The following is a 19,059-nucleotide window of genomic DNA, read 5'->3' on the forward strand; positions in this document are numbered from 1 at the left end:
GTGGTCTTCTGGTTATCTGCTGAACGTCAGCTCACAAAGAAGGGCTGGCCGTACAGGGTGGACTGCAGGAGGGTGCCCTCACCGGTCACGACGTCGTCATCGCCGTTGATCTCGAAGCCCTTGGCGGCGATGACCTTGACCACCGAACGGGCCGAGGCGTAGCCGCCGCAGTTCGGGAATTCGATCTCGAAGTTGGACAGCTGGATCGCGCCGGCCTTGCCCGCGGCGATGTCCTTGTCGGTGACCGTGTAAGCGGTGACCTCGCCCGGCCGCAGCGGTGCACTGAGGCCACCGGTCAGGCTGACCGACGGCTCCGCCTTGATGAGGAGGCTGGCAGCACTCGACGCACTGATGCCACTCACATCGACCTGGCAGCCAGCCAGGACGTAGGTCTGCAGGTTACCGTTGACATCCTTGCTGAGCTTGGTCGTGTACACGCCCGACAGCAGGGCGGTGCGGCCGAGGCCGTTGTAGGCGACGCGCTTGACCGAGAACTGCGACTCGTGCTGACGCCACAGACTGGCCTTCTCGCCATCGATTCCGCTGACGGACTTGAACCCATCGCGCAGCGGCTTTGCGTCAGCCGCACCCGTTCCGATGGTGCTTCCCAGGCCCAGTGCCGCAACGGCGGCCAGAGCTGTCGCACCAGCGGCACGACGCAGCCCAAGCTTGCTGAACTTGCTCATTCGTTCCCTCTCAGAGGATGTTCGGCTTCTAAAGACGTGGACTACGCCCACACCCCCGGCCACCGGCGTGGTCAATGTGCGCGACCGCGAGTGGTCCGACCCCCGCCTGTGCGGGTCGTCATCGCGAACATTGCAACTCCTGCCATGGCCACCACGGCCTCCGATGAGAAGGGGTCCTACTCAGACGTAGACCGCAGGATCTCCCCGGCACCCGGAAGGGTGGGCGCCGGTTACATCACCGCGAACGGTATCGGAGTTGTCTCAGCTGCGGCAACAGATGCACTCAGGCCTGTCACAAATTGTCCTCAGAATGAGACGTCCGCCTCCGTGCAGAAACATATGCACTGTGGGGAATGGAAATATGCGCGTCTGTTAACAGAAGGAAAACACGCAGCACTCGGCATGTTGCCCGGTACCGCCACTACGCGTGATGCGGTGGCCGATTGGAGGCGTACCACTCACCCGTGAATGAAATGTGATCTTCATCACATTCTGCGGACGGTGATCGCCCCTCTCCCGAGCCGAAGATCGCATCGAGCCGGCGGCGGCGGCGCCAGTCCGCCTCGCGGCCGTCGGAGGATGGTCGGCGATCAGCTGCGGCCGATTCGGGCAGGTCAGCACCTGCCCGATCGGATAGATCGGGTGCGTCCGCGCCGGATGCGGACACCCCGGAATCAGCGCGCGTGGGCTCGGAATCTCCCGATTCGCGACGCCCCGGGCCGAGATCTCCCGGGCCGGATCCGGTCCGGCCGCGATCACCGGACCCGGAACTCCCGAGCGTGGAATTCCCGAATTCAGAACTCACTGATCGCCTCGATGACATACTTCGCCAGCGGTGCGACGGTGGCCATGCCATCGCGCACGGCCGCCCGCGAACTGGCTATGTTCACCACCAGCGTCTGCCCCGACAATCCGGCCAGCCCGCGCGACAATCCACCGTCGGTGGCGCCGGCCGCCAGACCCGAACTACGGATCGCCTCCTCGATACCACGCAACCGGCGATCCAGCAGCGGCCCGGTGGCCTCGGGCGTCACATCGCGGGCACCCACGCCCACACCGCCCACCGACACCACCAGATCGACACCGCCGATCACGGCGGTGTTCACCGCGTTGCGGATCTCGATCTCGTCGCCCGGCACGCTGACCGTCGCATCGACGTGAAAACCCGCCTCCGCCAGCAATTCCCGCACCAGCGGGCCCAGCGGGCTCGGCCGTTCGCCATGCGCGGCGCGGTCGTCGACCACCACCACCAGAGCCCGGCCGATCTCGTCGACGGGTGTGACCACCGGGTCGTCGTCACGGTGGCGCTGCACAAACTCGCGGGCGGCGGCGTCGGCCGCCACCACGTCCTCGGGATCGATCGTGGAACCCAGGTTGTTCATTGCTGCCTCCTCGCCGTGCGACGCGCTCGGGTCCCCGGCGGCCACCGGCATACGTCGCCCTAACAATCTGACCAGTCCGGCCGACCACACACCAGCGGAACGGCCGGACTCTTTCGAACTCCTCAGGGTTGACTTCCCCAGGGTTGACTTCCTCGGGGTCGAACACCTCAGGGTCGAACGCCTCAGGCCGGGGCCGGGTCAGCCGACCTTCAGATCCTCGAGCGTCACCGTCGCCGTCTTGGTCTGGCCGCCCACCTCGTAGGTGACCTGCACCTGCTCGCCCGGTTCATGCGAACGTACCGCCGCCACCAGGGCATCACCCGAGGCGATCAGCCGGTCACCGAACTTGGTCACCACTGCGCCCTTCGGGATACCCGCTTTGCCGGCCGGACCGCCCGCCTGTACATCGCTGAGCAGCGCACCCGTCTGCCCGATGACACCCGCGGTCTGCCGCACCGACACGCCGAGCCCGGCGTGCGTGGCGCTGCCCGTCTCCTGCAACTGCTTGGCCACCCGGTAGGCCTGATCGATCGGGATGGCGAAACCGAGTCCGATGCTGCCGCTGCCCGCCTCCGAGCTCGAACTGCCGCCGAGCGTTGCGATCGCCGTATTGATGCCGATGAGCGCACCCCGCGCGTTCACCAGCGCACCGCCGGAGTTACCGGGGTTGATCGCGGCGTCGGTCTGGATGGCGTCGATCACCGACGTGGTGCCCGACTCACGCGAGGTGGACACCGGGCGGTTGAGCGCCGAGATGATGCCGGTGGTGACGGTGCCCGCAAGACCCAGCGGCGCGCCGATCGCGATCACGTCCTGGCCGACGGCCAGATTCTTGGAGGTACCCACCGAGATGGGCGTCAAGCCGGTCTTGTCGGCCTTGAGGACGGCGATATCGGAGATCGAGTCGGTGCCCAGCACCTTGGCGCGCGCCGACGTGCCGTCGGAGAAATTGACCTGCACGGCGTCGGCGGGCGTGCCGGTGAGGCTGACCACGTGGTTGTTGGTCATGATCACACCGTCGGCCGAGAGCACCACACCCGAACCCTCACCCTGCTGGTTGCCCACCACCACATCGATCGACACGACCGACGGCAGCACCCGGGACGCCACGTCCTGGACCGACCCCTTCGGTGCGTCGACCTGCTGGGTGGCCTGACTGTTCGGGTCGCCGCCGAGCGGTCCGGAGCCGGTGGCCGATGTCACGGACGTCGCGTCGTCGTCACCGATGTTGGCGCCCACGACCCCGCCGACACCACCGGCAACCAGCGCGAGGGTCACCACCCCCGCGGCCGCCAGCGCTTTGCGCCCGCCCTTCTTCTTGGGCGGCTGCCCGGCCTCGGGCTCAGTATCGAACGGCGAGGACGGCCCTGATCCCGGACCTGCTGCCGCGAACCCCTGGTTCCCGTAGCTCTGCGCACCGAACGGCTGTGGACCGTAGCCGTACTGGCCAGAACCCGGCTGGCCCGAAACCGGCTGGCCGGTCACCTGCTGGGTCGCGCCGTAGGGCGAATAGCCGGCGGGCGGGAATGAACTGCCATACGGCGACTGCTCACCGCCGCCCGGACCCTGCTGCCCCGGGGACGGCGAATCCGAAGACTGTTGTCCCGCAGCAGGATCAGCCCACTGCGACTGTGCCGGGATCGAACCCGTGCCGTACTGCCCGGCAAAAGGATTGGGCACCGCCTTCGTCGGCTGTTCCCCGAACCCGGCCGATTCCGGCGTCGTCGCGCCGTCACGGCCGATCCGGGTGGTGGCCGAATCCGGGTCTGCGGGACCGCGGGAGCCCGAACCGTCACCGCTGCCACCGCCGGCCGCGCCGTGGTCGCCGTATCCGGGAAAGCCGCCCTGCGAGCCGCCACCGGTCATCTCGTTCTCCTCATCCGCTCCACGAGCGCACCGGGCTTGGTGCCCCGGCGGCCGTGCCGACTTGTGGGTTCACCGGGCCTGTGCGGACCGGCTGATTCAATTGTTGTTGGTATCGACTCTATGTGTACCGCCACAGTCTTTTGCGGTACTGACGTCAACCTGGGGCACGGCTATGAACTTCCCGGCACTTTCCGGCACCGGCGACCCGGCACATCGCCGGCCGTCCGTTCGCAGCCGGACGGACCGAGCCACCCCGACGGCCGTTGCGCCGGCCGCACCTGATCCTACTGACGAACGACGCGCGGGGTTGGTTCCATCGCCACGGGATGACCGGGCAACGTCATCCTGATCAGTGCCCCGCCCGCATCGGACTGCTCGGCCGAGATCGTGCCGCCGTGCCGCAACACCACCTGCCGCACAATCGCCAGACCCAGCCCCGACCCCGGCATCGACCGGGCCTCCGCCGACCGGTAGAACCGCTCGAACACCAGTTCCCGATCCTCGGCCGGAATACCCGGACCCGAATCGGCCACCGTCAGCTCGACCGTCGTCGGACCCACCTGGTCGAGGGTCACCTCCACCGCATGACCGCGCGGACTCCACTTGGCGGCGTTGTCGAGGATGTTGAGAATGGCCCGGCTCAACCCGTGCTCCTCACCGAACACGAACCACGGCACCAGCGTCGTGGTGAACTCGACGTCCGTACGGCGCCTACGCGCCCGCTCCAGCGCCCGCTCGGTGATCTCCACCAGGTCGAGTTCCTCGAGGATCACGTGCTGGGCGTCCTCACGCGCCAGATCCACCAGATCGCCCACCAGCGTCGACAATTCCTCGATCTGCGCCAGCACATCCGAACGCAGCTCGATCATGTCCGAGGCGTCCATCACCGGAGCTCCGGGCGCACTCGCCGCCATCAGCAACTCCAGGTTGGTGCGCAACGAGGTCAGCGGCGTCTTTAATTCGTGTCCGGCGTCGGCAACCAGTCGCGACTGCCTGTCGCGAGATTCGGCGAGCGCCGCCAGCATCGTGTTGAAACTCTCCGTCAACCGCGCCAGCTCATCCTTGCCGGTCACCGGGATCGGCGTGAGGTCCTGCGTCTTGGCCACCCGTTCGGTGGCGCTGGTGAGCCTGGCCACCGGCCGCAACCCGGCCCGCGCCACCGCGGTACCGGCAAGAGCGGCAAAGGCCACACCACCGCCGCCCACCACCAGCAGTACCCAGGCCAGCCGTTTGAGCACCCGATCGGTGTGCAGCAGACTCTCCGCCAGGATCACCGTGCTGCCGTTGGGCAGTTTGCGGGCCAGCACCCGTTTGCCCTCGACCGTGCGCACGCTCTGCACCGACCGCGCCGACTCCGGGGTGTCCATGATGGCCCGCTCACGGGCACCGACCGGCACATCACCGATCTGCAACGCCAGCCCGCCGACCGACACCATCATCACCGAGATGCTCGTGGAGAACACCGTGCCCTGCAGCAACGCCTCCGGTTGCCGCTGCAGTAGCGACACGCTCGCCATCGCCGTCAGACCGTCGGCCCGCGACTCCAACTGCTTGTCGATGTCCGCGTACATCGCCCGGTGCACCGTGAAATAGGCCGCCGCCGCCATCAGGCTCACCGACACGAGCACCACCGTCGCCGACAGCACGGTGACGCGGCTGCGCAACGACACCGACCTCGTCAGCGGTGTCGGCGCACGCATCTCCCGGGGCCGGGCGCTCTGCGCCCGCAACTGCATCATGAATCAGCTCCCTCGTCCCATCGCTGCTTGAGGTGCGCGGAGTGGCCGGGCGAGGAGCCTCGGAACCCCGTGAGGCTGAGACGACAACGTCTGCTCACCGGGTTTCGAGGCTCGCAAGCTCGCACCTCAACCGACAGGGACGTTGCGCACGCTGGCACCTCAACCGACGGGGAGGTTGTGATCACGGTGGGGTCTCGCGCAGGACGTATCCGACGCCGCGCACGGTGTGGATCAGCCGCGGCTCACCGTCGGCCTCGGTCTTGCGGCGCAGGTAGCCCACGTACACCTCCAGCGCGTTGCCCGACGTCGGGAAGTCATAGCCCCACACCTCCTCGAGGATGCGGCTGCGTGAGAGCACCCGGCGTGGATTGGCCATCAGCATCTCCAGCAGCGCGAACTCGGTGCGGGTCAGGCTGATGGAGCGCTCCCCGCGCGTCACATCCCGCGTCACCGGGTCCAGGGTGAGATCGGAGAACGTCATCGCCTCCGACTCCTCCTCACCGACGGCCGACGACCGGCGCAGCAAAGCCCGCAGCCGGGCCAGCAGTTCTTCGAGCGCGAACGGCTTGGGCAGGTAGTCGTCGGCGCCGGCGTCGAGCCCCGACACCCGCTCGGACACGGTGTCGCGGGCGGTGAGCACCAGGATCGGCAGGTCGTCGCCGGCCGAACGCAGCCGTCGGCACACCTCCAGCCCGTCCAACCGCGGCATCATCACATCGAGAATCGCCAGGTCGGGCCGGTCGGCGAGGATCTTCTCCAACGCCTCCAGACCGTCGCCGGCCGTGTCGACGGTGTACCCGTTGAACGTCAGTGACCGTCGCAACGACTCGCGTACCGCACGATCATCGTCGACCACCAGAATTCGCATACATACAGTCTTAATGACCACGACTGTGAACGGGCTGAGACACGCACATTCGCTGGTGACGCCCACCGGTACCGCATCCATCACAATCGCGATCAGGGCTGTGAGATCTGGTTGACGGTCGCGTAACCGACACAGCGCCGACGGGAAACATGACGTGGCGACCCTGGAGCGCGTGACCACCACGACCGTGTCCTCGCTGTGCGCCTATTGCGGTGTCGGCTGCGGCGTGGACTTCACCGTCGACGGTGACGCGAAGGTCACCAAATCGGCCGGCCGCAAGAATCACCCCACCAACTTCGGGCGGCTGTGCACCAAAGGCTCCACGACCGCCGACATGCTGAACGCGGGTGGACGCCTGACCACAGCCCAGGTGCGGCCCACACGCGGAGACGAACCCACCGCCATCGACGTCGACATCGCCATCACCCACACCGCCCGGCGCCTGCGCGCCATCATCGACGAACACGGACCCGACGCCGTCGCGCTGTACGTGTCGGGGCAGATGTCGCTGGAAGCGCAGTACCTGTCCAATAAGCTCACCAAAGGGTTCATCGGCACCAATCAGATCGAGTCCAACTCGCGGCTGTGCATGGCCAGCGCGGGCACCGGCTACAAACAGACGTTCGGCTCCGACGCCCCGCCCGGTTCGTATCAGGACTTCGACCACGCCGACGTGTTCTTCGTCATCGGCGCCAACATGGCCGACTGCCACCCGATCCTGTTCCTGCGCATGATGGATCGGGTCAAAGCGGGGGCCAAGCTGATCGTGGTCGATCCACGGCGCAACACCACCGCCGAGAAGGCGGACCTGTTTCTGCAGGTCAAGGGCGGCACCGACCTCGCCCTGCTGAACGGTCTGCTGCACCTGATCATCGAGAACGGGCACACCGACCCCGAATTCATCGCCGACTTCACCGACGGTTTCGAGCAGATGCCCGAATTCGCCGCCCAGTATCCGCCGGATGTGGTCGCGCAGACCTGCGGGATCGACGCCGACGACCTACGGCGGGCCGCCGAGCTCATCGGCACCGCCGAGAACTGGATGTCCTGCTGGACAATGGGTCTGAACCAGTCCACGCACGGCACCTGGAACACCAACGCGCTGCTCAACCTGCACATGGCCACCGGGGCCCTGTGCCGCACGGGCAGCGGACCGTTCTCCCTCACCGGCCAGCCCAATGCGATGGGCGGCCGCGAAATGGGTTACATGGGACCGGGATTGCCCGGTCAGCGGGCCGTCCTGTCCGACGACGACCGCGCCTTCTGCGAAAACATCTGGGGTGTACCGGAAGGCACCCTGCACACCCGGCTCGGCGGCGGCACCATCGACATGTACGCCAAGATGGCCGCGGGCGACATCAAGGCATGCTGGATCATCTGCACCAATCCCGTTGCGTCCGTCGCCAACCGGAAAACCGTCATCGAGGGACTCGAACGTGCCGAGCTGGTGATCGTGCAGGAGACGTTCGTCGACATGGAGACCAGCGCCTACGCCGATGTCGTGCTGCCCGCCTCCCTGTGGAGTGAATCGACAGGCGTGTTCATCAATTCCGAACGCAACCTGACGCTGTTCGAGCCTGCGCTGCGTGCACCCGGTCAGGCCATCCCCGACTGGCAGATCATCGCCCGCGTCGCCTGCGAGATGGGTTACGCCGACGCGTTCACCTACGCCGACGCCGAGGAGATCTTCGAGGAGATCAAGCAATTCCATAATCCGCGAACAGGTTACGACATTCGCGGGGTCACCTACGACCGGCTGCGCAAGACCCCGATGCAGTGGCCGTGCCCACCGCCGTCGGAAGAACGGCCCGACCCCACCGCCGACGGTGCCCGCAACCCCATCCGGTACCTCAACGACGGCATCAGCCAAAGCCTGTTCACCGCACCGGACGGCAGCATTCCGCGGCTCGCGTTCGCCACCCCGAACCGCCGGGCCCAGTTCTTCGCCCGGCCGCACATGGATCCGTTCGAAATGCCGGACGACGACTATCCGATCCTGCTCAACACCGGCCGGCTGGCGCACCAGTGGCACACCATGACCAAGACGGGCCGCGTCGCCAAACTCACCAAGCTCAATCCGGGGCCGTTCATCGAAATCCATCCCGATGACGCCGGACGTTTCGGCATCAGCGAGGGCGATCCGGTGGAGGTGGCCTCCCGCCGGGGCCGGGCGGTGCTGCCCGCGTCCGTGTCCGACCGGGTGCGACCGGGCAACTGTTTCGCGCCCTTCCACTGGAACGACTCGTTCGGCGAGCACCTCGCCATCAACGCCGTCACCTCCGACGCCATCGACCCGGCCTCCCAGCAACCCGAGTTCAAGGTGTGCGCGGTCACCCTCACCAAGGTGAAGATCCCCGCCGTCTCCGCCAAGCCGGATGCGGAGCCGACAGCGGCGGAGACAACGGCGGGTGCGGAGACAACCGAGAAATGGAGACCAGAATTGCTCACCCTCCTCGCCCAGTCGCTCGGGGTCACCGGGATCGCCGCACCCGAACCCAACGATGCCGAGCGCATCTATCTCGCCGGACTCGTCGCCGGCCTGCAGGCGAATCCGGCGGGTGTTCCCACGATTCCGCCGGACGCCCCGCTGCGTCCCGAGATCCGCAACTGGGTGGCGGGTCTGCTGTCAGGAATGTTCGCCCGCAGCCACATCGTCGGCGCGGCCGCTGCACTGCCCGCCGGTTCCGCCGGTATCACGGCGGCCGCACCGGGCGAAGTCATCATCGACGCCGAGACCACCGCCGAGGCGGCGGTACAGACCGTCACCGTCATCTGGGCCTCGCAAACGGGAAACACCGAAGAGTTTGTCGGTGAGTGTGTTGCGCGACTGAAGGATTCGGGACGCGAGGTGATCTCGTCCGCGATGGACGACGTCGATGTCACAGCCCTCACCGGCACAGTGCTGGTACTCACGGCCACCACCGGCGACGGCGACCCGCCGGACAACGGCAGCTCCTTCTGGGATGCGCTGTCCGCCGACTCGGCGCCGAGCCTGGCCGGCGTGAACTACGCCGTGCTGGGTTTCGGCGACTCCAACTACGACGACTTCTGCGGCCACGCCCGCAACCTCGACGAACGGATCGGTGCACTCGGCGGCACCCGCATCGCCGACCGGGCCAGTTGCGAACCCGACTACGGCGACACCGCACGGGCCTGGCTCGACACCGTTCTCACCGCCCTGAGCAGCACCCCCACCGCGGACACCGCCGAATCCCCCGCCGAGAAGGTCACCGTCACCTGGGCCTCACAGACCGGCACCGCCGAGGAATTCGCCGAACAGTGCATCGCCCGGCTCAAGGAGTCAGGCCGCGAGGTGGTTGCCCGCGCGATGGACGAACTCGACATCAACGACCTCACCGGCACCACCCTGTTCCTGTCCTCGACCACCGGCGACGGTGACCCGCCGGACAACGGCAGTTCGTTCTGGGACGCCTTGTCCGCCGATTCCGCGCCCGACCTGTCGGGAGTCAACTTCTCGGTGCTGGCATTCGGCGACTCCAGCTACGACGACTTCTGCGGCCACGGCCGCAAACTCGACGAACGGATCGGTGCACTCGGCGGCACCCGCATCGCCGACCGGGCCGATTGCGAACCCGACTACGAAGACACCGCGGGCGGGTGGCTCGACAAGATCGTCACAGCGATGAGTCACCGTCAGGCGCCCGACAGTTCGACCGGCACGCCCGACGACCGGGTGGTGGTGGTCAGCGAACCCGCCGATTCGTCGGCCGCACCGTCGATCAGGACCGGCACCTTCTCCCGGAAGAAGCCGTTCGTCACCACTCTGACCCGCAATCACCGGCTCAACGCCGACGGGTCGGCGAAAGATGTCCGCAACCTCGCCTTCCACCTGCCCTCCGACATCCTGCCGTACACCGCGGGTGACGCACTCGGGGTGTGGCCACTCAACAGTCACCCGCTGATCGACGAATGGCTCGCCGTCACCGGACTGGACGAGAACACCCGGGTCAATGTGTGGGGCGACGACATGACATTCCGCCGGGCGCTGCGCGAACGCCTCGAATTCGCCAAGATATCGGCGGATTTCGTACGGTTCGTGGCCGAGCGCAACGGTTCCGACGACTTGCACAACCTGGCCACGCCGGGCAACAAGCAGGCACTGGGCGAGTGGGCGTGGGGACGGCAACCGGTGGACGTGCTGGCCGAGTACCCGGTCACCGCTTCGGCCGAGGAGTGGGTGGAGGTGTTCAAATCGTTGACACCGCGCCAGTATTCGATCTCGTCGAGTCCCCGGGAAAAGCCCGACGAGGTGCAGTTGACGGTGTCGACCGTGCGCTATAACCGGTTCGGGGTACCCCGGGGCGGTGTGTGCTCGACGTTCCTCGCCGACCACGCCGACGACGACCAGGACATCGGCGTGTTCGTCACCCACGCAGCGAATTTCGGACCGCCCGCCGACCCGGACGCACCGATGATCATGATCGGCCCCGGCACCGGCATCGCCCCGTTCCGTGGATTCCTCCACGAACGGCAGGCCCTCGGCCACGAAGGCCACAATTGGCTGTTCTTCGGAGAACAGTACTCGGCCACCGACTTCTACTACCGCGACGAACTCACCTCGATGCTGTCCGACGGCCTGCTCACCCGGCTCGACGTCGCCTTCTCCCGCGACCAGGACCGCAAGATCTACGTCCAGGACCGCATGCGGGAGCAGGGCGCCGAGCTATACCGCTGGCTCCACGACGGCGCCCACGTATACGTCTGCGGCGACGCCTCCCGCATGGCCAAGGACGTCGACCGTACCCTCAAGGGCATCGTCGCCCAGCACGGCAAACTCTCCCCCAAGAGCGCCGAGGCCTACGTCAAGGCCCTTGCCGCCGAGAAGCGCTACGTCCGCGACGTCTACTGACCGGCACCTCACGCCCCACCGCCACCTGAGCCGCGACCGAAACCCCATCCGCCGGCCGAGGAGCGACGAGCCCCCAACCGCCGGTTGAGGCGCGACGAGCCGCCAGGCGCCGGTTGAGGTGCGACGAGCCGCCAGGCGAGGAGCCTCGAAACCCCCGGTGACCACCCCGCCCAGATCACGGCAACAGCGCGGGATGATAGGCGGCCAAAACCATGAGGCCACAGCTCGATGCGATCACGACGACGCGGTGCGCAATCTGGAACGCCGGCGAGGACAACAGTTCGTAGTACATGCCGAAAGGATGCGTCCGGGCCCTTGGAACCGGCTTGGCACCGACTTGGGAATCCCGAACACCCCGGCCGGGAACTCAGTCCGGGTCGATGACGACGACGATGTTCCCGGCCTCGTCGGAGATCCGGTAGGTGTGGACCGCACCGATCCCGGCGGTGGTGCAGCCGCCGTCGGAGAAGCGGAAAGCGTACTGGTGCAACGGGCACACGACGACACCCAGATCGGACTGGCCGTCGGCGAGTGGGCCGCCCTTATGCGGGCAGGCCGCGTCGGTGGCGCGCAGAGTGCCGTCGGAGAGCCGGAACACGGCGATCTGCCGGTCACCGACCGCGTACGCCCGGCCCTCCCCCAGTTGGACATCGGACATCGGTCCGAGCACCACCGCGGTACCCGACGTTGTGTCGACACTCATGAGGCCACCACCGACGGGGACGGTGCCGCACCGCGCGCCGGGACCGCGGGAAGCGGCAGCAGCGGCAGGGCGGGCGTGAACTGGACGGGCGACTTCGGTTCGGCCCGGTCAAGCCATGGATCGACGTAACCGGCGACGGCCTCATCGATGCGTCGCTGCAGGCCCTCGACCAGCCCGTCCCGGTCGTCGACGAGGATCGCGCGCAATTCCTCGATACCCACCCGGGGCACCCACGCATACGTGCGTTCGAGCCATTTGGCCTGCTCCCGGTAGTACTGGATGAACAAGCCGCACAACCGGATCACCTCGTCGGCCGAATCGACGGTGGCCAGCACGTCACCCTTGCGGATGTGGGCACCGGCCGCCCCGCCCACGTAGATCTCCCACTTGCCCTCGCCGATGGCGACCACGCCGAAGTCCTTGCACAGCGACTCGGCGCAGTTTCGCGGGCAGCCGGTCACCGCCAGCTTCAGCTTCGCGGGCGACTCCAATCCTTGATACCGGTTTTCCAGCGCGATACCGAGCGCGGTCGAATCACCGAGACCGAACCGGCAGTAGTCGGTTCCCACACATGTTTTCACCGTTCGGAAGCTCTTGCCGTAGGCGTAGCCCGACGGCATCCCCAGATCGGCCCACACTTTGGGCAGATCCTCCTTGCGCACCCCGAGCAGGTCCAGCCGCTGCCCGCCGGTCGCCTTGATCATCGGGATCTCGTACTTCTCGGCGACGTCGGCGATCTTGCGCAACTGTTCGGGCGAGGTGACCCCGCCCCGCATCTGCGGAACCACCGAGAACGTCCCGTCTCGCTGAATGTTGGCGTGTACACGGTCATTGATGAACAGGGCACCCTCCTCCCGTTTCCACTCCGCGCCCCAGATCACCCGCAGCAGCGATGCGAGCGGCATCTTCGCCGCCGCGTCCTCACCGTCGGGGGCGAGTTCGGCGATGACCTCACTCACCGACCGCAGCTCCCGCTCCCGGATCACTTCGATCAATTGGGGTTTGGTCATCGGAATGGACGGCACGTACCAGTCGGCGGAGGCGTCGACGGTCAGATCCCCGCCCGCGGCGAGGGCCACGATGTCGGCGACCATCCCCTTGCACGAGCCACACCCCTTGCCGGCGCGGGTCTTGGCACACACCTGCGCCACACTGGTGCAGCCCGAGCCCACACACGCGACGATGTCGCCCTTGCTGACACCATTGCAGTTACACACCACCGCGTCGTCGGACAGTTCGGCGGCACCGGTTGCGGCACTGGGGGTTCCCATGTCGAACAGCATCGAGATGCGTTCCTCGGGCAGCGGCACCTTGTCGTCGAAGGCCTGGCTGAGGAATCCCACCTTGGACACGTCGCCGAGCAGCATCGCGCCGATCAGCTTGTTGTCGCGCACCACGACGCTCTTGTAGATGCCCTTCTTCGGTTCGTAGAACTGCACAAACTCGTCGTCGGGATGTTCCGGGCCCTTCACCCCCATCGCGGCCACATCCACCCCGGCCACCTTCAGCTTGGTGGTGGTACGCGAACCGTGGTATGCCGCATCGGGATCGGCGCCGGTCACCACATCGGCGAGCACCACCGCCTGCTCCCACAGCGGCGCCACCAGCCCGTACACCTCGTTGCGGTGCTGCGCGCACTCACCGACCGCGAAGATCGAACCCTCGTCCTCGCAACGCATCTGATCGTCGACGACGATGCCGCGTTCGGTGACCAGCCCCGCCCGCCGCGCGAGTTCGATGTTCGGGCGGATGCCGGCCGCCACCACGATCATGTCGGCGGCGATCGTGGAACCATCGGCGAAACCCACACCGCACACGGAACCGTCGTCCCCCCTCAGGACGGCGGTCGTGCGTTTGCCGGTATGCACACCCACGCCCAGGGATTCGATCTTGTTGCGCAGCACTTTCCCGCCGCGCTCGTCGAGCTGCTGATTCATCAGGTGTCCCGGCGAATGGACCACGTCCACCGCCACACCCTGCGTGGTCAGCCCGTACGCCGCCTCCAGCCCCAGCAGACCCCCGCCGATCACCACCGCGCGCACATCGTCGCGGGCCTGCGCCATCTGCAGCATGCCGTTGGTGTCGGCGATCGTGCGGAACCCGAAAACCCCGCGCGCCAACCGGCCATCGGACTCGCGCAGACCGTCCATATTGGGAAAGAAGGTGTTGGAGCCGGTCGCGATGATCAGCGTGTCGAAGCCGATGACCCGTCCGCTCGCGCAGGTGACCGTCTTGGCGAACCTGTCGATCGACTCCGCACTGTCCCCCACATGCAGCGCGATGCCATTCTCCCGGTACCAGGCCATGGGGTTGAGCATCAGATCGTCGTCCTCGACGTCGGCCTCACCGGACAGGACGTGCGAGAGCATGATGCGGTTGTAGTTTCCGTACGGTTCGTCACCGATCATCGTGATGTCGAATTCGCGTGCGACGCCGCCTCGGGAACCCCGATACCCCCCGTCGCTGCGCTCGCCCCGATATCCCCCGTCGCTGCGCTCGCCCCGATATCCCCCGTCGCTGCGCTCGCCCCGTCGCGCGAGTATCTCCTCCACCGTCCGGGCGCCGGCCATGCCGTTGCCCACCACCAACAGCCGCGGGCCGGTATCCCCCGCCTCGATATCCCCCGTCGCTGCGCTCGCCCCGATATCCCCCGTCGCTGCGCTCGCCCCGATATCCCCCGTCGCTGCGCTCGCCCCGGTCATCAGAACACCACCATGCCGAAGTCGATGACCACCTGGCCGGCGACACCGTCGGGTGCGGCCAGAAGCAGTTCCAGGGTGGCGTCGGAGTCAATGTCCTCCACCACCCGCAGCGGTACGTTCACCGAGTCCTGCGCCCCGACCGGGAACAGCCGCATCGGTTTTCCGTCGCGCAGTAGTGTCACCACGATGAGTTCGGGCGAAGCGTTGCCGCCCCGGAAGTACAGCGGCTGCGCGGTCAGTCCGGTGGGCACCACAAATCTGCACGCCGCGTCGATCGGCACCGGCTCGGCCAGGCCTTTTCCGGTGAAGTCGAAGACGCCCTGCAGGAAGTGCGGTGTACTGGACATGTCGCAACTATCCGTCGGTCCGGTCAAATGCGACTTGCCGCGATGTTACGGCCGCGTTGTGAGTACCTCACCGGCGGCGGCGACACCGGCGAGACGACAATGTCGGCCCACGAGGATTCAACGCCCGGTGAGATGACGAATCCCGGTGAGCTGACCTCCGTCAGCGTCGACGGCGGCCGGCCGCGCCGACCATGTCGGCGAGCTGGGTGAACTTGACGCGGGGACGGCCCTGGGCGGCACCGAGACGACGTTCGACACGGTCGATGGCCTTCATACCCCGATAGCCGATGACGTGCTTGACGCGGCCGCGCACCAGCGAACCAAACGCCTTGACGTCCTTGCCCGTACGGGTCAGTGTTCCGGCCGCGGCATCGACGATGAACTCCTCGACGGTGGCCTGCGCGCACATTTTGTTGGCGCCGATACCGCCACTGGGGCCGCGTTTGGCCCAGCCGATCACGTAACCACCCGGGATGACCCGGCCCGCCTCGTCGAGCAGTCGCCCATCGTCGTTGCGCAGCACCCCGCGCGCGTCGTCGAATGCCAGCCCCGGGATCGGGGTGCAGCGATAGCCGATGGACCGCACGACCAGGTCGGTGGCCACCTTGTGGCTGGTGCCGCCGGTACGGATCGCGACCGCGTCGACGGCGTCGTCGCCGATGATCTCCTCGGGTGAGGAATGGAACAGGAACACGATGCGTCGGCGTTCGTGGTTCGCCGGTGCCGACAGATCGGGGACCTCACCGTCGGCGGTGTCGATGACCTCGATGTCGACGCCGGGGATCGCCGACAGCGCCCGGAACTCGGGTGCGGTGTAGGCGGCCGAATCCTGGCCACGACGACCCAGCAGGACCACCTCGTGCACGTTCTGTTCCCGCAGGATCTGCAAGGCACGGTCGGCGATGTCGGTGGTGGCCAGCAGTTCCGGCGGCGACACCAGAATGCGGGCGACGTCGAGGGCGACGTTTCCGGTGCCGACGATCACCGCGCGGCCCGTCGCGCGGTCGTCGCCCACACCCCGGATCGGCGGGCCCGCGTCGGCGCCGGGTGCGGCGTTGTACCAGGCCACCAGATCGGTCGCCGATGTCGAGCCGGGCAGGTCCTCGCCCGGAATGCCCAGGAGCCGAGACTCACTGGCGCCCACCGCGTAGATGACCGCGTCGAAGTGATCGGCCAGTTCGGCCGGGGTCACCTCGTCGGGCCCGTCGCCCACCCCGACATTGGTGAGCATGGTGACACGCGGATCGCGGTAGAGCAGGTCGAAACCGTGCAGCACGCCCTTGGTACCCGGATGGTCCGGGGCCACTCCGGCACGGACCAGACCGCCCGGAGTCGGCAGCCTGTCAATGACGGTCACGGTCGCCTCGGTCCGGTCGAGCAGCGTACGCAGTGCGTAGCCACCCGACGGCCCGGTGCCCACGAGCGCAACCCGCAGTCCCCCCGGAAGTTTCGGGATCTCCGGGTAGGTGATGCCGGGCCAGTCGTCGTCGGTGGCGGCGACCACGTCCGGAAACGGTGCCATGCCGGGCAATTCGGCGCCGGTGGGGGCGTAGCCGGACCGGATCTCGGGGTGGCTCTTGTAATAGTCGGCGTTGATATCGACGAACACCTTGTCACGGGTGCCGAGTTTGTCGGCCGGATAGATCGCGTTCACCGGGCAGGCGTCGGCGCACGCACCGCAGTCGATACACGCCTGCGGGTCGATGTGCAGAATGTCGGAGCTGCCGAAGCCGCGTTCCTCCGGGGTCGGATGAATGCAGTTCACCGGGCACACGGCGACGCATGCCGCGTCGCTGCAACACGATTGGGTGATAACAAACATCAGAGCATATTCGCTTTCCGGTACCAGAACATCGCGGGCTTGGTGAGCAGGCCGACCTCGTCGAGGAATTCCATGAGGTGGGCGCAGCTGCTGCGGATCATGGACTGGAAGTGCGCATTGCCCTTCATCTCCTTGACCGCCCGGTCGGCGTCGAGACCGGCGTCGGCGAATGCCTGACGCTGGACCAGGCTGGAGACGATGAAGTACGCGCCGAGTGCGATGTAGAGGGCACTGAACCGGCGGCGGGCCGCGCCGATGCCCTTGACCGAGTCGCGCACCTGCTCGCGGGCGAACTTCATGTGCCGCGATTCTTCAAGGACGTGGATCTCGTTGACGGTGCGGATGAGCGGCAGGACGCGCTCGTCGCGCATGCAGCCACGCTGAAACACGTCGAGCACCTCTTCGGCGACGAGAATGCCGGCGTAGGCGACCTCGTTCTTGGCGGTGGCCTTGAAGAACTTACCGGCGAAGCCGACGTACGGGCGCGGCTTGTAGGAGCGGCCGACCAGCTTCTCCGACGCCTTGGAGAACATGATGGAGTGGCGGCACTCATCGGCGACCTCGGTGAGCGCGAACTGGAATTCGGGGCTGTGGTAGGCACCGAGGTACTGGTCGCGGATAACCATTTCCTGCAGGATCATCTCGAACCAGATGCCGATGCACATGATCGACGAGAACTCATGCCGGGTGACCGAAATGCGCTGCTCCTCGGTGAGTTCGTCCCAGTAGGAGGTGCCGTAGAGCGAGGACCATTCGGGGCTGCACCCGTACTTGGTGGGGTCGAGCGGCGCCGACCAGTCGATCTCGGTCATCGCGTTGCGCGAGAGCCGCGCCGCCGAGGCCAGCAGCCGCTTGGAGACCTCGTTGGCGCCCTCGTCGCGCATGCTGACGACGTTGTCGAGATTCTCCTGGTCAGTAGCGTCGTTGCCGCCGAAATCACGTTCCATTGCGGTGGTCATCGTGGGTCCCTCCGTCCGGTGTATGACTTGGATCATACCAACGATCACTGTCATATCAATAGTCGTTGTTAAGTTAGCAGGAACACGTTCACGCCGGGAAGGGCCGGCTCCGAGTCGCCACTGAGAGCCTCGCCAGTAATCCCACTCACAGTGCCGTAGATCACAGTCACTGGTCGGGGCCGGTGTTCGGTGGTCTGATACTGGCCGGTAAGTTGCTGGTCACATCACGTCAGCGCACATCGCCCATCGGGCACCGCGCACAGGTCACGGATCTGTGTTCATCAAGGCAGGAGCATCACAAGTGCCATCAATCCTCATCACCGGCGGCGCGGCCGGAATCGGCCTGGCAACCGCGGAGCGGTTCTCCCGCGAAGGCTGGACAGTGGGCGTCTACGACGTCGACGCCGACGGCCTGGCCACGGTCAAGGCCGAGCACCCCGAGTGGATCACCGGCGCCCTCGACGTGCGCGACGAGAAGCAGTGGGCGCAGGCGCTCGAAGAATTCACCGCGCACACCGGCGGCACTCTCGACGTGCTCGACAACAACGCCGGCATCCTGGTCGCGGGTCTGCTCGCCGACATCTCGGCGGACGCCGTACGCCGCCAGATCGAGATCGACGCGCTCGGCGTCGCGCTCGGCGCGCAGGCCGCCCACCCTTACCTCACCCGCACCCCCGGCGCTCACCTGGTGAACATCGCCTCCGCGTCGGCCATCTACGGTCAGCCCGAGATCGCCGTCTACAGCGCGGCCAAATTCTTCGTCGCGGGCCTGACCGAGGCGCTCGAACTCGAATGGGAGAACGACGACATCCGCGTCGTCGGCATCTGGCCACTGTGGGCCAAGACCGCACTCGCCCAGAACGACGCCAAGTCCACCAAGACCCTCGGTGTGCGCATCACCCCCGAACAGATCGCCGACAAGGTGTGGGAGTCGGTGCACCCGAGTACCCAGGACCGGCTGCTGCACCGCACGTCCTACACCGTGGGCGTGCAGACCACCGTGTTGGCCAACGCCGCCAAGTTCGTCCCCAACTTCGTCTCGCGGACCATCAACAAGTACCTCGCGCAGAGCTGACCGCACCCCTGTCCACGATGCCCGCGGCACCGCAAGGCGC

General features: G+C 66.9%; 12 protein-coding genes. 2 read left to right on the plus strand and 10 right to left on the minus strand.

Features of this window, described 5'->3' with window-relative positions; genetic code table 11:
- Window positions 1-26: 26 nt before the first annotated feature.
- The 5 genes from GII31_RS17680 to GII31_RS17700 form a co-directional block, all read right to left on the minus strand.
- Window positions 27-686, minus strand: a complete 660-nt coding sequence (locus GII31_RS17680) for an MspA family porin (RefSeq protein WP_260840078.1) — start codon at window positions 684-686, stop codon at window positions 27-29.
- A 794-nt stretch (window positions 687-1,480) separates the two neighbouring features.
- Complete coding sequence (locus GII31_RS17685) at window positions 1,481-2,068, minus strand: MogA/MoaB family molybdenum cofactor biosynthesis protein (RefSeq protein ID WP_260840079.1); 588 nt, start codon at window positions 2,066-2,068, stop codon at window positions 1,481-1,483.
- Between the two features lie 198 nt (window positions 2,069-2,266).
- A complete protein-coding gene (locus GII31_RS17690) occupies window positions 2,267-3,934 on the minus strand; it encodes a trypsin-like peptidase domain-containing protein (protein ID WP_213244682.1) in 1,668 nt (555 codons plus the stop codon).
- Between the two features lie 284 nt (window positions 3,935-4,218).
- Entirely contained in the window at window positions 4,219-5,670 is a 1,452-nt protein-coding gene (locus GII31_RS17695) for a sensor histidine kinase (protein ID WP_213250645.1), read from the minus strand.
- 184 nt (window positions 5,671-5,854) lie between these two features.
- Window positions 5,855-6,541 carry a response regulator transcription factor gene (locus tag GII31_RS17700; RefSeq protein ID WP_213244683.1) on the minus strand — a complete coding sequence of 229 codons (687 nt, stop codon included), beginning with the start codon at window positions 6,539-6,541 and terminating at the stop codon, window positions 5,855-5,857.
- A 172-nt stretch (window positions 6,542-6,713) separates the two neighbouring features.
- Between GII31_RS17700 and GII31_RS17705 the strand changes: the two genes are divergently transcribed.
- Window positions 6,714-11,411 (plus strand): molybdopterin-dependent oxidoreductase, encoded by a 4,698-nt coding sequence (locus tag GII31_RS17705; RefSeq protein ID WP_260840080.1) that lies wholly within the window; start codon window positions 6,714-6,716, stop codon window positions 11,409-11,411.
- 367 nt (window positions 11,412-11,778) lie between these two features.
- Here GII31_RS17705 and GII31_RS17710 read toward each other — a convergent pair whose 3' ends face one another.
- The 5 genes from GII31_RS17710 to GII31_RS17730 all read right to left on the minus strand — a co-directional run bounded on the left by GII31_RS17710 (window position 11,779) and on the right by GII31_RS17730 (window position 17,944).
- Window positions 11,779-12,114 (minus strand): Rieske (2Fe-2S) protein, encoded by a 336-nt coding sequence (locus GII31_RS17710; RefSeq protein ID WP_260840081.1) that lies wholly within the window; start codon window positions 12,112-12,114, stop codon window positions 11,779-11,781.
- Window positions 12,111-14,684 (minus strand): nitrite reductase large subunit NirB, encoded by a 2,574-nt coding sequence (nirB, locus tag GII31_RS17715; protein ID WP_246222345.1) that lies wholly within the window; start codon window positions 14,682-14,684, stop codon window positions 12,111-12,113. Before nirB ends, GII31_RS17710 begins: the two co-directional genes overlap by 4 nt.
- A 131-nt stretch (window positions 14,685-14,815) precedes the next feature.
- Window positions 14,816-15,163: a molybdopterin oxidoreductase gene (locus GII31_RS17720; RefSeq protein WP_213244686.1), complete on the minus strand. Its 348-nt coding sequence runs from the start codon at window positions 15,161-15,163 to the stop codon at window positions 14,816-14,818.
- A 160-nt stretch (window positions 15,164-15,323) separates the two neighbouring features.
- Window positions 15,324-16,985 (minus strand): FAD-dependent oxidoreductase, encoded by a 1,662-nt coding sequence (locus GII31_RS17725; protein WP_213244687.1) that lies wholly within the window; start codon window positions 16,983-16,985, stop codon window positions 15,324-15,326.
- Window positions 16,985-17,944, minus strand: a complete 960-nt coding sequence (locus GII31_RS17730; protein WP_213244688.1) for an AurF N-oxygenase family protein — start codon at window positions 17,942-17,944, stop codon at window positions 16,985-16,987. Before GII31_RS17730 ends, GII31_RS17725 begins: the two co-directional genes overlap by 1 nt.
- A gap of 301 nt (window positions 17,945-18,245) precedes the next feature.
- Here GII31_RS17730 and GII31_RS17735 point away from each other — a divergent pair, with 301 nt between their 5' ends.
- On the plus strand, window positions 18,246-19,019 hold the full coding sequence (locus GII31_RS17735; RefSeq protein WP_213244689.1) for an SDR family oxidoreductase: 774 nt from the start codon (window positions 18,246-18,248) through the stop codon (window positions 19,017-19,019).
- Window positions 19,020-19,059: the final 40 nt, after the last annotated feature.

This window comes from Gordonia pseudamarae, from assembly GCF_025273675.1.
GTDB classification, from domain to species: domain Bacteria; phylum Actinomycetota; class Actinomycetes; order Mycobacteriales; family Mycobacteriaceae; genus Gordonia; species Gordonia pseudamarae.

What these genes read in the sequence shown, in the direction of transcription:
- GII31_RS17695 (WP_213250645.1), bottom strand. Translation starts at nt 5,670, where the DNA reads ATGCAGTTGCGGGCGCAGAGCGCCCGGCCCCGGGAGATGCGTGCGCCG.
- GII31_RS17710 (WP_260840081.1), bottom strand. Translation starts at nt 12,114, where the DNA reads ATGAGTGTCGACACAACGTCGGGTACCGCGGTGGTGCTCGGACCGATG.
- GII31_RS17685 (WP_260840079.1), bottom strand. Translation starts at nt 2,068, where the DNA reads ATGAACAACCTGGGTTCCACGATCGATCCCGAGGACGTGGTGGCGGCC.
- GII31_RS17730 (WP_213244688.1), bottom strand. Translation starts at nt 17,944, where the DNA reads ATGACCACCGCAATGGAACGTGATTTCGGCGGCAACGACGCTACTGAC.
- GII31_RS17700 (WP_213244683.1), bottom strand. Translation starts at nt 6,541, where the DNA reads ATGCGAATTCTGGTGGTCGACGATGATCGTGCGGTACGCGAGTCGTTG.
- GII31_RS17720 (WP_213244686.1), bottom strand. Translation starts at nt 15,163, where the DNA reads ATGTCCAGTACACCGCACTTCCTGCAGGGCGTCTTCGACTTCACCGGA.
- GII31_RS17725 (WP_213244687.1), bottom strand. Translation starts at nt 16,985, where the DNA reads ATGTTTGTTATCACCCAATCGTGTTGCAGCGACGCGGCATGCGTCGCC.
- nirB (WP_246222345.1), bottom strand. Translation starts at nt 14,684, where the DNA reads ATGGCCGGCGCCCGGACGGTGGAGGAGATACTCGCGCGACGGGGCGAG.
- GII31_RS17680 (WP_260840078.1), bottom strand. Translation starts at nt 686, where the DNA reads ATGAGCAAGTTCAGCAAGCTTGGGCTGCGTCGTGCCGCTGGTGCGACA.
- GII31_RS17690 (WP_213244682.1), bottom strand. Translation starts at nt 3,934, where the DNA reads ATGACCGGTGGCGGCTCGCAGGGCGGCTTTCCCGGATACGGCGACCAC.